13 protein-coding genes and 1 pseudogene are annotated in these 13,200 nt (G+C 67.2%); 6 read left to right on the top strand and 8 right to left on the bottom strand.

Annotation, left to right across the window (positions count from 1 at the left end):
* Nucleotides 1-443: 443 nt before the first annotated feature.
* The 3 genes from H7V21_RS15790 to H7V21_RS00420 all read right to left on the bottom strand — a co-directional run bounded on the left by H7V21_RS15790 (nt 444) and on the right by H7V21_RS00420 (nt 2,440).
* Nucleotides 444-830 (bottom strand): hypothetical protein, encoded by a 387-nt coding sequence (locus tag H7V21_RS15790; RefSeq protein ID WP_262503933.1) that lies wholly within the window; start codon nt 828-830, stop codon nt 444-446.
* 44 nt (nt 831-874) lie between these two features.
* On the bottom strand, nt 875-1,873 hold the full coding sequence (locus H7V21_RS00425; protein WP_188054696.1) for a cysteine synthase A: 999 nt from the start codon (nt 1,871-1,873) through the stop codon (nt 875-877).
* 72 nt (nt 1,874-1,945) lie between these two features.
* On the bottom strand, nt 1,946-2,440 hold the full coding sequence (locus tag H7V21_RS00420) for a hypothetical protein (RefSeq protein WP_188054695.1): 495 nt from the start codon (nt 2,438-2,440) through the stop codon (nt 1,946-1,948).
* A 174-nt stretch (nt 2,441-2,614) separates the two neighbouring features.
* Between H7V21_RS00420 and H7V21_RS00415 the strand changes: the two genes are divergently transcribed.
* The 4 genes from H7V21_RS00415 (at nt 2,615) to aat (ending at nt 6,087) form a co-directional block, all read left to right on the top strand.
* Complete coding sequence (locus H7V21_RS00415) at nt 2,615-3,934, top strand: type VI secretion protein ImpB (protein WP_262503932.1); 1,320 nt, start codon at nt 2,615-2,617, stop codon at nt 3,932-3,934.
* A 134-nt stretch (nt 3,935-4,068) separates the two neighbouring features.
* Nucleotides 4,069-4,455 carry a hypothetical protein gene (locus H7V21_RS00410; protein ID WP_188054693.1) on the top strand — a complete coding sequence of 129 codons (387 nt, stop codon included), beginning with the start codon at nt 4,069-4,071 and terminating at the stop codon, nt 4,453-4,455.
* A gap of 119 nt (nt 4,456-4,574) precedes the next feature.
* Entirely contained in the window at nt 4,575-5,306 is a 732-nt protein-coding gene (locus H7V21_RS00405; RefSeq protein ID WP_188054692.1) for a ParA family protein, read from the top strand.
* Nucleotides 5,307-5,310: 4 nt separating this feature from the next.
* Nucleotides 5,311-6,087 (top strand): leucyl/phenylalanyl-tRNA--protein transferase, encoded by a 777-nt coding sequence (gene aat / locus H7V21_RS00400; protein ID WP_188054691.1) that lies wholly within the window; start codon nt 5,311-5,313, stop codon nt 6,085-6,087.
* Nucleotides 6,088-6,122: 35 nt separating this feature from the next.
* Here the strand turns inward: aat and H7V21_RS15785 are convergent.
* From H7V21_RS15785 to H7V21_RS00375, 5 genes and pseudogenes are all read right to left on the bottom strand, one after another.
* Nucleotides 6,123-6,356, bottom strand: a pseudogene (locus tag H7V21_RS15785) (DUF2155 domain-containing protein); the annotation flags it as partial.
* A 206-nt stretch (nt 6,357-6,562) separates the two neighbouring features.
* Nucleotides 6,563-6,955 (bottom strand): NADH:ubiquinone oxidoreductase subunit NDUFA12, encoded by a 393-nt coding sequence (locus tag H7V21_RS00390; protein ID WP_188054690.1) that lies wholly within the window; start codon nt 6,953-6,955, stop codon nt 6,563-6,565.
* A gap of 96 nt (nt 6,956-7,051) precedes the next feature.
* On the bottom strand, nt 7,052-7,555 hold the full coding sequence (locus H7V21_RS00385; RefSeq protein ID WP_262503931.1) for a DUF192 domain-containing protein: 504 nt from the start codon (nt 7,553-7,555) through the stop codon (nt 7,052-7,054).
* A 4-nt stretch (nt 7,556-7,559) separates the two neighbouring features.
* The gene (locus H7V21_RS00380) at nt 7,560-8,147 is read right to left on the bottom strand and encodes a cold shock domain-containing protein (protein ID WP_188054689.1); all 588 of its coding nucleotides are present in this window, start codon (nt 8,145-8,147) and stop codon (nt 7,560-7,562) included.
* Between the two features lie 62 nt (nt 8,148-8,209).
* Nucleotides 8,210-8,746 carry a regulatory protein RecX gene (locus tag H7V21_RS00375; protein WP_188054688.1) on the bottom strand — a complete coding sequence of 179 codons (537 nt, stop codon included), beginning with the start codon at nt 8,744-8,746 and terminating at the stop codon, nt 8,210-8,212.
* A 116-nt stretch (nt 8,747-8,862) separates the two neighbouring features.
* On the opposite strand from H7V21_RS00375, the gene H7V21_RS00370 reads away from it, so the two are divergent.
* Both H7V21_RS00370 and H7V21_RS00365 read left to right on the top strand, forming a co-directional pair.
* Complete coding sequence (locus H7V21_RS00370) at nt 8,863-10,638, top strand: fatty acyl-AMP ligase (protein ID WP_188054687.1); 1,776 nt, start codon at nt 8,863-8,865, stop codon at nt 10,636-10,638.
* A gap of 104 nt (nt 10,639-10,742) precedes the next feature.
* Nucleotides 10,743-13,169 carry a GGDEF and EAL domain-containing protein gene (locus H7V21_RS00365; RefSeq protein ID WP_188054686.1) on the top strand — a complete coding sequence of 809 codons (2,427 nt, stop codon included), beginning with the start codon at nt 10,743-10,745 and terminating at the stop codon, nt 13,167-13,169.
* Nucleotides 13,170-13,200 lie beyond the last annotated feature (31 nt).

Raw genomic sequence — 13,200 nt, 5'->3', positions numbered from 1 at the left:
GGGCCAGACGGGGATTACAGGGGAATTAGCCCCACTCAGCCCCTTTTGCCACCAGAGTTTTATTTAACTTCTGCTTTTGTTCTTTGTTCGTTTTCCCCCTTCTCCGGCAGATACATGGTTAATCGCGCCGCTGCGGCCGGAATGGGGGCAAATCCCCCGCGATCCCCGAAATGCCCGCCGCCGTCGCGTGAGACTCCGCTTCGGCGGCGCATGCTCGACGGATCAGCCGCGCGCTCAGCAGGTGCCCCGGCGATGCAGAGAGGGGCCGCGCCTGTTGCGGAGGGAATGGTGGACCGTAAGCGCCCCGGCCTTGCGGCGCACGGCCGGTCTCCCATCGCGCCTCGCGCGCCCTGGTGAGGCAAATGCTTGTGGGGCCAATGCGGTTCGGGGTGCCCGGCGCCGTTGAGCCCCTGTCCTGCAAGAAGTGGCCCGGCGGGCCGCGCCTAGCGCTCCCGCTCCGCCTGGGATTCCGCCTCCGCGCGCAGCGCCGCCTCGCCTGCTTCGCGCTGTGCCGCGCGCTGCGCCTCGAGCTGCCGGGCGATCGCCGAAGCGTCGACCGATTCGGTCGCGGCGGTGCTCGGCGGCGCGACGCCCAGCTCGGCGAGCGGCTCGTCGCTCTGCTCGGCGGTGGTGTTGCCGCTGCTCTCGGCCGTCATGTTCGCGACGACATCGGCCTTGGGCGCCCCCACCGCGGACACCGGATCGTCGCGATTGGCCGAAGTGAAGATCGCGCTGGCGAGCCCCATCAGGATGAGCACCATCGCCAGCCCGGTCATGCCGACCCGAACGCGCTGCATCGCCTGTGCTGAATCCTGCGAACCCGGTCTCATCACTGTGGCATAAATGTAACGCCGGAAATCGGCGCTGTCATCCTTCAGGAACGTTCCTGTTCGAGACGCAGCGGAACCGGCAGCCCCTTCGCCGCCAGCCACTCGGGATTGTACAGCGACGACAGATATCGAAATCCGGTGTCGCACAGGATGGTGGCGATGCGCTTGCCCGGCCCCAGCTCGCGCCCCAGCCGCACCGCGCCCGCCACGTTGATTCCCGACGAAAGGCCCAGGCACAGCCCCTCCTCGTCGAGCAGCCGGCGCACCCATTCGAGCCCTTCCTCGTCGGAAATGCGAAACTGCGTATCGACCGGCGCGCCTTCCAGATTGGCGGTGATCCGCCCCTGCCCGATCCCCTCGGCGACCGACGATCCTTCGGATTTCAGCTCGCCATGCGCATAATATTCGTACAGCGCGGCGCCATGCGGATCGCTGAGCGCGATGGTGACATCGGGATCCTTCTCCTTCAGCCCCAACCCCACGCCGGCCAGCGTGCCGCCGGTCCCCACCGCGCAGGTGAAACCGTCGACCCGGCCTTCCATCTGCTGCCAGATCTCCTCGGCGGTGCCGACGATATGCGCCTTGCGGTTGGCGATATTGTCGAACTGATTGGCCCAGATCGCGTTCGGCGTCTCCTCGGCGATGCGGCGGCTGGTGTGCACGAAATGGCCGGGGTTCGAATAGGGTGCGGCCGGAACCAGGACGAGCTCGGCGCCCAGCGCGCGCAGCGTGTCCATCTTCTCGCGGCTCTGCGTCTCGGGCATGACGATGATCGTCCGATAGCCCTTGGCGTTGGCGACCAGCGCCAGCCCGATGCCGGTGTTCCCCGCCGTCCCCTCGACGATCGTGCCGCCCGGCTCGATCAGCCCGCGCGCCTCGGCGTCCTGGACGATGAACAGCGCCGCCCGGTCCTTCACCGAAGCGCCGGGATTGGCGAATTCGCACTTGCCGAAAATGTCGCAGCCGCTGGCCTCGCTCGGCCCCTTCAGGCGCACGAGCGGCGTGTTGCCGATAAGGGCGAGCGTGTCGGAAGTCGCATGCATGGCCGCTAGATAGGGACGCAGGCGGCGCCTCGGCAAGCAAGCGAAACTTGAGGGCGCTGTCGGTTCGGTCCGCTACTCCGCCGCCGTTTCGTTCGCCGCCGTCGGATCGGCTTCGGCATCCTCCAGCCCCTGCCCCGCGCAGCCGCGGAGCAGCACGTCCCCCAGCCGCAGCTGCGCGGTCAGCGGCAGTGCGTTCTCGGGCGTGCCCGCCTCGGTGCAGGGTTCGACGGTCAGCGTCAGCACCGCCGGAGTGCCTTCGGTGTTCTGGGTGGTGTAGACGGCGCTGTCGCCGGTCAGTTCGGGCGCGACGAAATAGAGCTGCTGCGGCTCGGGCGCGTCGCCGGCATGGTCGAAATAATAGATTGTGCCGGGCGCCAGATCGACCATCCAATAGGGATCGTTGCCGAAGGCGCGCACCGGCTGGGACAGATCGACGGGTCCGAGCATCGGACCGCCTGCCAGTGTCGAGACATTCTCCTCGACCGCGTCGTTCGCCGGCAACGCCTCTTCGCCGCCGCCGCATCCCGCCAGCAGCGCCGCCGCTATCCCCGCCATCAACACGCGCATCCGCCTCTCCTGTCGCAAGCGCACGAACCCTGTCTTCCGCCGCCGCCGCCGTCAACGCAGGCGTCGCGTTGCAGGGCGCTCGGCGGGACTGTCCTACAGGCGTGCGTTCCGCTATTGTTCCGCATCCCTCTTGCGAGTCGCGCAATGATCGAACAGCCGGGCGCAACTTTCGCGATGAATCGCCGCGAAAACTGCGAAGCGAAGCCGCTTGCGCTGCCGCCCCGCCCGCTGCGCTGGCTGTTTCTCGATCTCAACAGCTATTTCGCCAGCGTCGAGCAGCAGCTCCAGCCCGAATTGCGCGGGCGGCCGGTGATCGTCGCGCCGGTCGATGCCGACACCACCGTCGCCATCGCCGCTTCGGTCGAAGCGAAGCGCTTCGGCATCGGCACCGGCACGCCGGTGTGGGAAGCGAAGCGCAAGTGCCGCGATCTCGTCATCACGCCCGCCCGGCACGATCGCTACGTCGCCTTTCACGAAGCCGTGATCGCCGAGGTCTGGCGCCATGTCCCGGTCGACAAAGTCTGTTCGATCGACGAAGTCGCCTGCCGGCTGCTCGACAATGAGAACAGCCCCGAGGCGGCGGTGGCGCTGGCAGGGCGGATCAAGGCGGGCATCCGCGCCAATGTGGGCGAATGCCTCACCAGTTCGATCGGCATTGCGCCCAACCGGCTGCTCGCGAAGCTCGCGTCGGATCTGCGCAAGCCCGACGGGCTGGTGGTGCTGACCGCCGACATGCTGCCGCACGCGCTCTACCCGCTCAAGCTGCGCGACATCGCCGGGATCGGCGCCAAGATGGAGCGGCGGCTGGCGCAGGACGGCATCCTCGACATCCGCCAGCTCTGCGCCCGCCGCCCGCGCGAGGCGGGGAGCGCCTGGGGCGGGGTGAACGGCGACCGGCTGTGGTATCTGCTCCATGGCTTCGACTTGCCCGAAAAGCCGACGCAAAGCCGCACCATCGGCCACAGCCACGTCCTGTCGCCGCAGCGGCGCGGGCTGGAGCCGGCCCGGCTCACTGCGCGGCGCCTCGCGCTCAAGGCCGCGGCCCGGCTGCGCCGCAAGGAATATCGCAGCCGGCTGCTCGTGCTCCATGGCCGGTTCGAGGACGACAAGACCGTCTGGCGCACCAGCGTCCGCCTGCCCGCCACGCAGGACAGTTTCGCGATCCTCGCCGCGCTCGACCGGCTCTGGCCGCGGCTCGCCGAGGCGGGGCGCGCGCGTCCGGGCGGGTTCCGCCTGCGCATGATCGGTGTCACTCTGTGCGAGATAGAGCCCGTCGGCGCCGATCAGGGCTCGCTGTTCGCCGCGCTCGATCCGGGCGATCCGCTCGCGCGCGAGACGCGCACGCTTGCGCTCAGCCGGGCGATGGACCGGCTCAACGCGCGCTTCGGCCGCAACGCCGTGAGCGTCGGCCCGCTCAACGGAGGGCGGCTCGATCGGATCGGCACCGGCATCGCTTTCGGCCGCATCCCCGAGGCAAGCGAGTTTCACGAATGAGTGCGGCCTTGCACGCGACAAGTTATATTGTTACGCGAACCTGAACCGATCGGCATCATTGCGATGCAAAAACTCACAACCCCCGCAACAAGCCCTATCTTGACGATTGTTGCTGCATCAGCGAAGCATATCCTATGAAGAAATTCACCCTTTGCACCGCCGCCGCCGCTGCGCTTCTCTCGCTCGCGGCCTGCCAGAACGAGGTCGAGGAAGTCGACAGCCGCGCGCCCGATCCGATGGCGTCCGAGCTGGCGAACGCCGCGCCGGTCGAGCTGCCGCCGGCGATCAGCGCCAGCGTCACCTTCCGCTGCCAGCCGGGCAACGAAGTCATCGCCGTCGACTTCTTCACCGGCGACGAGCAGGCCAATCTGCGCGTCGATCCCGAGGCGCCGACCGGCACGATGCTGCGCGCCGAAGCCGCCGGCCAGCCCTACACCGGCGAAGGCTATACGCTCACCGGCGACCGCACCGGCGTGACACTCGACCAGCCCGAAGGGCCGACGCTCACCTGCAGCACCTGATCGGGCGCGAAACTCCATCACCAGCGGGGCCGGCGAAGCGATTCGCCGGCCCTTTTTCGTTGCACCCGCGGCGCGCAGGCTGCACCTTCGGGGTAGTCGAAAAGCGGAGGAATCGGGGCTTGGCGACCATCGCGATCTACAGCCTGAAGGGCGGCGTCGGGAAAACGACTCTCGCGGTCAATCTCGCCTGGTGTTCGGCGATCACCTCGGCGCGGCGGACTTTGTTGTGGGATCTCGATCCCCAGGCCGCCTCGACCTACCTCGCCGGAGTACAGCCCAAGGCGAAGGATCCGGCGCAGGCGGTCTTCACCAAGGACATCGAGCCATCGAAGCTGGTCTGCCGCACCGACATCGAACGGCTCGACCTGATCCCCGCCGACACCTCGCTGCGCACGCTCGACCTGCTGTTCCACGAGATCGACAAGAAGAAGCGGCTCGCCAAGCTGCTGGGCCAGCTCGACAAGGCCTATGATAGGATGCTGCTCGATTGTCCGCCGGGGCTCACCGAAACCAGCGAGCAGGTGATGCGTGCCGCCGATCTGATCGTCGTGCCCGTGATCCCCTCCCCACTCTCCGCCCGCGCGTTCGAGGAAGTGTCGCGGCATCTCGGCAAGCAGAAGGGCAAGACTGCGCTGATGCCGGTCCATTCGATGGTCGACCGGCGGCGCAAGCTCCACGCCGAAGCCTTGGAGCATCATCCCGACTGGCCGGTGATCCCGATGGCGAGCATCGTCGAATCGATGGCGGTCCGGCGTCGGCCCGTCGGGGGCTTCGCGCCGCGCACCGCCGCCGCGCGTGCCTTCGCCGATCTCTGGCAGGCGATCGAGCGGCGGCTGGCGGCGCAGTCCTGACCCGATGAGTCACCCGATCCGGCATAGTCAGGAAATCGACCCCGAACTGGTGCTGCGGGCGTATGCCATGGGCGTTTTTCCCATGGCGGACCATCGCGCCGCCTCGAGTGTCTATTGGGTGGAGCCCAAGCTGCGCGGCGTGCTGCCGCTCGACGGCTTTCATCTCTCCAAGTCGCTGCGCAAGACGATCGTCGCCGACCGCTTTCGACTGACCGCCGACGCAGCGTTCGAGGACGTGCTGGCGCTCTGTGCCGAAGCGTCGGAGGACCGCCCGGATACGTGGATCAACGGACCGATCGCGCAGGTCTTCACTCGGCTTCACCGCCGCGGCTTCGCCCATTCGATCGAATGCTGGGACGGCGACCGGCTGGCCGGCGGCCTCTATGGACTTGCGCTGGGCCGCGCCTTTTTCGGCGAGAGCATGGTCACGCGCGTTCGCGATGCATCGAAAGTGGCGCTTGCCTGGCTGGTCGCGCGGCTGAAGGTCGGCGGCTTCACGCTGCTCGACTGCCAGTTTCAGACCGACCACCTGGCCTCAATGGGCGCAGTGGAAATCCCGCGCGACGCTTATCTGTCGCTGCTGTCCTCGGCGCTCGGCGACTCCGCAGGCGGCGTCGGCTCCGGTGCGCTCTCCGCGCTGTCCTCGGCAGGCGCATTCGGCGCACTCGACCGGCTGGTGACTGCGGCTGTTCCGCCGCCCGAAGCCACGGCGGCGGCCGAAACCGTCGCCGGGCCGCTGTCGGGGAAAGTCATCGCACAGCTTTTGGGCCACACGTCGTAGATGCCGTGGCGGACGACGTTCAGCGCCGGCCGCTCCTTGTAGAGCCAGCCGGAGAACACTCGGTTCCAGCTCTCGTCGAACTGCTGGACGTCCAGCTGAACGAACGCGCCGGTATACTCATCCGGCTCCCACGGTGCCGTCTTTTCGCACGCGCGCAGCCGCACGATCATGTCGCCCCATCGCGCCGCCTGACCGGGCCGCAGTTCCACTTCGCGGGTTTCGCCGTTCCGCTTGTTGAGCAGGCCGAGCACGGCGACTCGCTCCGCCATCGGAGTCGCGCCTTCGGTGAGCGCGGCCGATCCCGTGCCGACGGTCACCACCTCCGCACCGGACGCATCGAGCCCCGGCGCGGGCGGTGCCGCGCTCGTCACGATCTCGTCGATCGCGGCGTTGCCGTTTTCCTCCGATTCGCCTGAGCAGCCGGCGAGCACCAGCAGCAGCAGCGCCGCGCCTCCCCCGATCGGCCCGATGCGCATCATGCGTCGGGCGTCCACGCCTCATAGTCGCCAGTGGCGCGCACCCGCTGTCCGCCCGCGTCGAGCGCGCCCGGGGGGCGATAGGCGAGCGCAGTACCCGTGAGATTAGGCACCGGCGGCTTCTGCCAGGCGCGCACCGGCGGCAGCGCGGCGTCAGGCCGTTCCTCGATCTGATGGTGGAGCCAGCCGAACCATTCCGGCGGCACGCGGCTCGCGTCATTTGCGCCGCTGTAGATCACCCAGCGGCGGGGTCGGCCATGTACGTCCTTGCCGCCCTCGTAATAGACGTTGCCGAGCGAATCCTCGCCCACCTTGTCCATACCGCGAAGGCTGAGACGCGTGCCGATGGTGGCGCCATCCCACCAGGTAAAGATCGACTTCAAAATGCCCATGGTCCGCCGATTAGCCCGGAGGCGGGCGGCGGGCAATGGCCCGCTGTATCCCGCGACATGCCAGTGCGCCCGCTTCGCTGTGCCGGCAGCCCGAACTCAGCCGCCCTGCCCCGGCCAGCGCACGGTATCGCCCTCGGAGATCCCGAGATCGGCGGTGCGTCCGCCCACCACCTCGAGCACGGCGCTGACCGGCTCGCCCGAGCGGATGCGATCCTGCGAATAGGGAATCGTGTTCTCGACGATTCGCGCGATCGTGCCGTCCGCGCGGATGAAGATGATGTCCAGCGGAGTCGGCGTGTTCTGCATCCAGAAACTCGCCTCGCGCGGCGGCCCGCCTTCCGCCGGATAGGGAGTGAAGATCATGGCGTCGTCGGGCCCCAGATCGGTGCGATACATCAGCCCGCGGTCCTGCTCCTGGCGTGTCGCCGCCACCTCGGCATTGAAGGTGTGGCTGCCCTCCCCGGTTTCGATCGTCACCGGGATCTTCGCGGCGGCGACAGTGCCCGCCGACTGGTTCGCGCCTGCATCACCGCGGCAGCCGGCGGCAAGCACGAGGAAGCCGGCCGCGAGAGCGGTTCCGAAAGCACGCATACGGATCATGAGTTCAACAGTTCCTTTCGACGGCCGCCGCGAGCGGTCCTTTTTCGCCTTCGACGATTCGCGCGCGCAGCGGCTCGCCGGGCTCAACCTCCTCGATCCCGGCCCGCCGCAGCGTCTCGATATGGACGAATATATCGCCCGGTTTCGACTCACGCACCAGGAATCCATAGCCCTTCAGGCGATTGAACCACTTGACCGCGACCGGCTCGAACGGCCCGGCGGAGGCGATCAGCTTCAGCCGGTCCGCGGATTCGGTGCAACGCGGACGCTGCGGCTCCACTGCTTCGCTCAGATCGATCGCCGTGATGCTGCGCGCCTGCAGGCCGCGCTCCCGGCGCACCGCAACGCATTCGATTCGCGCGCCTTCCGGGAGGCTGCGCCGGCCATGTTCCTGCAAGACAGTGAAATGGACGAGAATGTCTCCGGCCGTACCATCGTCGGCGACGACGAATCCGAACCCGCGCGTGACGTCGAACCATTTGACGACGCCCGACAAGAGCTGTCCCTCGCGATCCTCCGCCGAGTCCAGTTCATCGGACTCGAGCGCCGCGACCTCATATTCGTGTTGCGCTCGCTGCGTCTCGGCACGCATTTTCGTTGTCCCCCGAGGAACGACATTAACACAGCATTTCCCAGAAATGGAATTGCTTTGTGCTAATCCGTCTCCAGCAGTGTCTCGGGGTCGTCTCCCGGCGCCATCCGGGCAATCGTCCGCGCCAGCGCGAGCGAATGCCCGGCGCGCACCATTGCCGCCACCTGGCGCTCGCGGAGATCGCGGTCCGCCGCTTCCCGGCCATAGGGCCCGATCCGCCGCCGTCGGGCGAAGGCGAGCGCGCTTGCGGTCGCCTCCGCCTCCGCAGCCGGGATGACTGCGGCCGCATCGCTTTCGTCAATGCCGGCGAAATAGAGCGCCTGGCGGACGCGGCGTGCGCCAAGACCGCGCCGGGCCATTGCCGCCGCGCGCGATTCGGCGAAGCCGCGATCGTCGACATAGCCGAGCTGGGCCATCCGCTCGGCCAGCGCAGCAGTGTCCGCCGGTCTCTCGCCGGCCCAGCCCCGCTCGCGCAGCTTGCGCTCGAGATAGGCCGACAGCCGGGCACGCGTGGTCGCATAACGCTCGACATAGCGTAGCGCGAGCCGCTCCAGAGCTGCGGGATCGAGCGGTTGCGGAGGACGACGTTCGCGGCGCATGCGCCATGATTGTGCCACAGTGCCAACCGATTTTGAACGAGAGTGCGTAGCAGAGCCGAGCGCAGTGGTACTGCGTGGGGGAACTTCGGCCTGCCACGGTAGGGGCACGGGAAAGAATGGAATTGGACGTTACGGGATCGCTCGACACCATCGCGGCAACGCCGGCGACACTGGCTCCGACGCCGACCGATGATACCATATTGCCGCGCCGGCTCGCCGATTTCGCGACACTCGGCGAGGCGCTGGACTATGCCGCGCGGGGTGTTCGCGGGTTGAATTTCCACGATGCGCGGGGAAAGCTTGCGCGGGCATACAGCTTCGCGGAGTTGCGCGCGGATGCGCTTGCGCAGGCGCATCGCCTGATCGCGGCAGGCGTGCGCCCGCAGGATCGTATCGCGCTGATCGCGGAAACGGGAACCGAGTTCGCCAGCCTCTTCTTCGGCGTGGTCTATGCCGGGGCCTGGCCGGTGCCGCTGCCGCTGCCGACCTCGTTCGGCGGCGCGAGTTCGTACATCGAGCAACTGCGCGTCCAGCTCTCGAGCTGCGATCCCTTGATGCTGATCTATCCGGCCGAGCTTTCGGCGATGGCGAAAGAGGCTGCACGGATCGCGGGTGTCCAGGGGATGGACTGGGACAGCTTCGGCAAACGCCCGGCGCCGCCGGCGGAACTGCCGCCCGCATCCACCGACGACATCGCCTATCTGCAATATTCGAGCGGATCGACTCGCTTTCCGCACGGCGTCGCGATCACGCACCACGCGCTGCTCAACAATTTGTCCGCGCACAGTCACGGAATGGAGCTTCAGGAAGGCGATCGCTGCGTTTCCTGGCTGCCCTGGTATCACGACATGGGGCTCGTCGGCTGCTTCCTGTCGCCGGTCGCGAACCAGGTTTCGACCGATTATCTGAAGACAGAGGATTTCGCCCGGCGTCCGCTGGCGTGGCTCGACCTCATCAGCCGCAATCCGGGCACTACCCTCTCCTATTCGCCGACGTTCGGCTACGACATCTGCGCGCGCCGCATGTCGAGCCAGACCAAGGCGAGCGAGCGTTTCGATCTCAGCCGCTGGCGCGTGGCCGGCAATGGCGCCGACATGATCCGGCCCGACGTGATGCAGTCGTTCGTCGATGCCTTCGCCGACGCCGGGTTTCAGGCTTCGGCCTTCCTTCCGAGCTATGGCCTGGCCGAGGCGACACTGGCCGTGTCGATCATGCCTCCCGGCGAAGGTATCCAGGTCGAACTCGTCGAGGAGACCCAGCTATCGGGGGCCAGCCATGGCGCCGATCGGCCGCAGCGCTTCCGCGCCATCGTCAACTGCGGCAAGCCGGTAAAGGACATGGAAGTCGAAATCCGCGAAGAGGATGGCACGCCGCTACCCGAGAAGGCGATCGGCAAGCTCTGGTGCCGCGGCCCCAGCGTGATGGTGGGCTATTTCCGCGACGAACCCGCCACCGCCGCCTGCATGAAGGACGGTTGGCTCGATACCGGCGACATGGGCTATATTTCCGAAGGCTATGTCTACATCGTCGGGCGCGCCAAGGACATGATCATCGTCAATGGCCGCAATCACTGGCCGCAGGACATCGAATGGGCGGTCGAGCAGTTGCCCGGCTTCAAACAGGGCGACATCGCGGCCTTCGCGATAACCACGCCGGGCGGCGAGGAGACCCCCGCGGTGCTCGTCCAGTGCCGTACCTCCGACGAGCAGGAACGCGTGCGTCTGCGCGAGGAAATCCGCGAACGCGTGCGTTCGGTCACCGGCATGAACTGCGTCATCGAACTGGTTCCGCCGCGCACGCTCCCGCGCACCAGCTCGGGCAAGCTCAGCCGCGCCAAGGCACGCAATCTCTACCTTGCCGGCGAAATCAAGCCTTACGACATCGCGGCCTGACCGAATCGTAACCCTACTGGTCCGCCGCCGGATTCCGTCTCCGGCGGCCGCGGCTTCGCGTCCGCTCGCCTTCGGTTGCGACTGACTGGAACTGTCCGCAGCGCATGCTTTTTTTTCCGCGACCGGGCGCGTCTAACCTCTCGATAACCTCCGCAAGCTATTGCCGCGGTGTGACCAGTCAGACCAACTCGCAATTTGCCAAGCCGAGGATCGACGCGCGGGCGCTGCTCGGGCTTTACGACCCCGCGGATACGACCGACTGGGGCCCGATTCGCGCTGCGCAGATGCATGCCGGCAGTCAGCTTGCCTTGTTCATGCTCGGCGCGAATGTCGTCGGCGCGGCGCTGGTCGTGCTGATTCTCGCGCCGCTGGTGCCCCTGTGGCAGCTCGCAAGCTGGAGCGCTGTTGCCGCCGCAGTCGCTTCAGCCGTCGCTTTCCGCCGCCTCGCGGTGCGCAACGGCACCGGTACGACCGCGACGCTCGCGCATGTGCGCGATACGGTGCTCGACGGTGTCTCGCTTGGCGCCGTCTGGTCGGTGCCGCCGCTTGCCTTCGGCTATGCCGCGGATGCGAACGCGATCCTCGGACTGTGGACCGTCCTCTCGTTGTTGATGACTGCCTCGGCAGTCGCGATGGCGGCGCTTCCGCTCGCGACCATCGTGTTCGTCAGCATTGTCGGCGTCTCGATGGCGGCGACGCTGGCGCTGGGGATCGGATCGCCGGTGTTGGCCGGAGCGGCATTGCTGTTCACGCTGCTGCTGACGATGGCGACGTTCGCGCGCGGCAAGGCGCTGGTGGTCATCCGCGCCGGCGAAATGGCGATCGCCGAGCGCGACGAGACGGTGAGTCTGCTGCTGCGCGAATTCGAGGAATCGGGCTCGGACTGGCTGTGGGAAATCGATGCGCAACGCCGCGTGGTGCGCGCAAACCCGCGCTTCGCCGTCTCGCTGGGCGTCGATCCCAAGGCGATCAACGGGATGCCCATTCTTCAGGTGCTCGCCGGCCCGACCTGGGAAGCCGGCAATTTCGCAGCCGGATTGCGCGAACTCGCCGAGAAGCTGAAGGCGCGCGAGCCGTTCCGCGATCTGCTGCTGCCGGTCTATGTCGATGGCGCCGAGCGCTGGTGGGAAATGGCCGCCAGCCCGCGATTCGACGATCGCGGCGCCTTCCGCGGGTTCCGCGGTGTCGGTTCGGACGTGACCGAGCAGCGCGAATCGGCGGATAAGATCAACAAGATGGCGCGCTTCGACACGTTGACCGGACTGCCGAATCGCCTGTTCATCAACGAAGCGCTCGCCAAGGCGATGGGCGAGGCCGAGAAATGGGGCGCGCGCTGCGCCTTCATGATGATCGACCTCGATCGCTTCAAGGCAGTCAACGATACGCTCGGTCACCCGATCGGGGATCGCCTGCTCGGGCGCGTTTCGGAGCGCCTGCAACAGCTCATCACCGAAAACGAGATGATCGGCCGTCTGGGCGGCGACGAGTTCGCCGTGGTTGTCGGCGACGCCTCGGACACCGTCCGGGTAGAACGGCTCGCACACACGATCATCGAGACCTTGTCGCGCCCGTACGAGGTCGATCAGCACACGCTGTACATCGGTGCATCAGTGGGGCTTGCGATCGGGCCCCGGGACGGGCGCACGGCCGAAATGCTGATCCGCTCGGCGGATCTTGCTCTTTATCGGTCGAAGGACGCGGGCGGCGGCGTCTTCCATGCCTATGAACCGCAGCTCCACATGGCCGCCGAAGAACGGCGCGTGCTGGAAATCGCACTGCGCACCGCAGTCGAGAACAACCAGATGCACCTCAACTACCAGCCGGTGGTGGATGCCGCGAGCGGGCAGTTGATGGGCTTCGAGGCGCTGCTGCGCTGGACGCATCCGGAGTTCGGCAATGTCTCTCCGGCCAAGTTCGTGCCCCTGGCCGAAGACGCACGGCTGATCGGACATTTGGGCGAATGGGTTCTGCGCGCCGCGTGCGACGAGGCCGCCCGCTGGGATTCGTCGATCCGGGTGGCAGTGAACGTCAGCCCCGAGCAGCTCCACAATCCCGCTTTCGTCGGCGTGGTCGCTCAGGCGCTCGCACAATCCGGGCTGCCCGCCGATCGTCTCGAGCTGGAAGTGACCGAAAGCGTCTTCATGCGCGAAGGCACCGCAGCCGTGCAGGTGCTCGACAAGATCCTCGATCTGGGCGTGCGCCTGAGCCTGGATGATTTCGGCACCGGCTATTCGTCGCTCGGCTATCTCAGCCGCACGCGCTTCTCGTCGATTAAGATCGACCGCAGTTTCGTTCAGGGGGCGTCGAAAGGCACGAAAGAGGCCATCGCCATCATCCGCGCTGTCGTCGCGCTCGCCGACAGCCTGGGCATGGCCACGACGGCCGAAGGCGTCGAAACCGAGGACGAGCATCACATGGTGCAGGCGCTGGGATGCACCAAGGTGCAGGGCTATTATTTCGGGCGGCCGCTTCCTGTGGAGGAAGCACGCGGTCTCGCCATCCGGCGCCCAGGAAACTATGCGGCGGCGTGAACGTCGCGCTTGCCGAATGCGCGGGCTGCGG

This window comes from Sphingosinithalassobacter sp. CS137 (genome assembly GCF_014334115.1).
Lineage (GTDB): Bacteria > Pseudomonadota > Alphaproteobacteria > Sphingomonadales > Sphingomonadaceae > Sphingomonas.
This window is presented reverse-complemented; position numbering and strand designations above follow the sequence as displayed.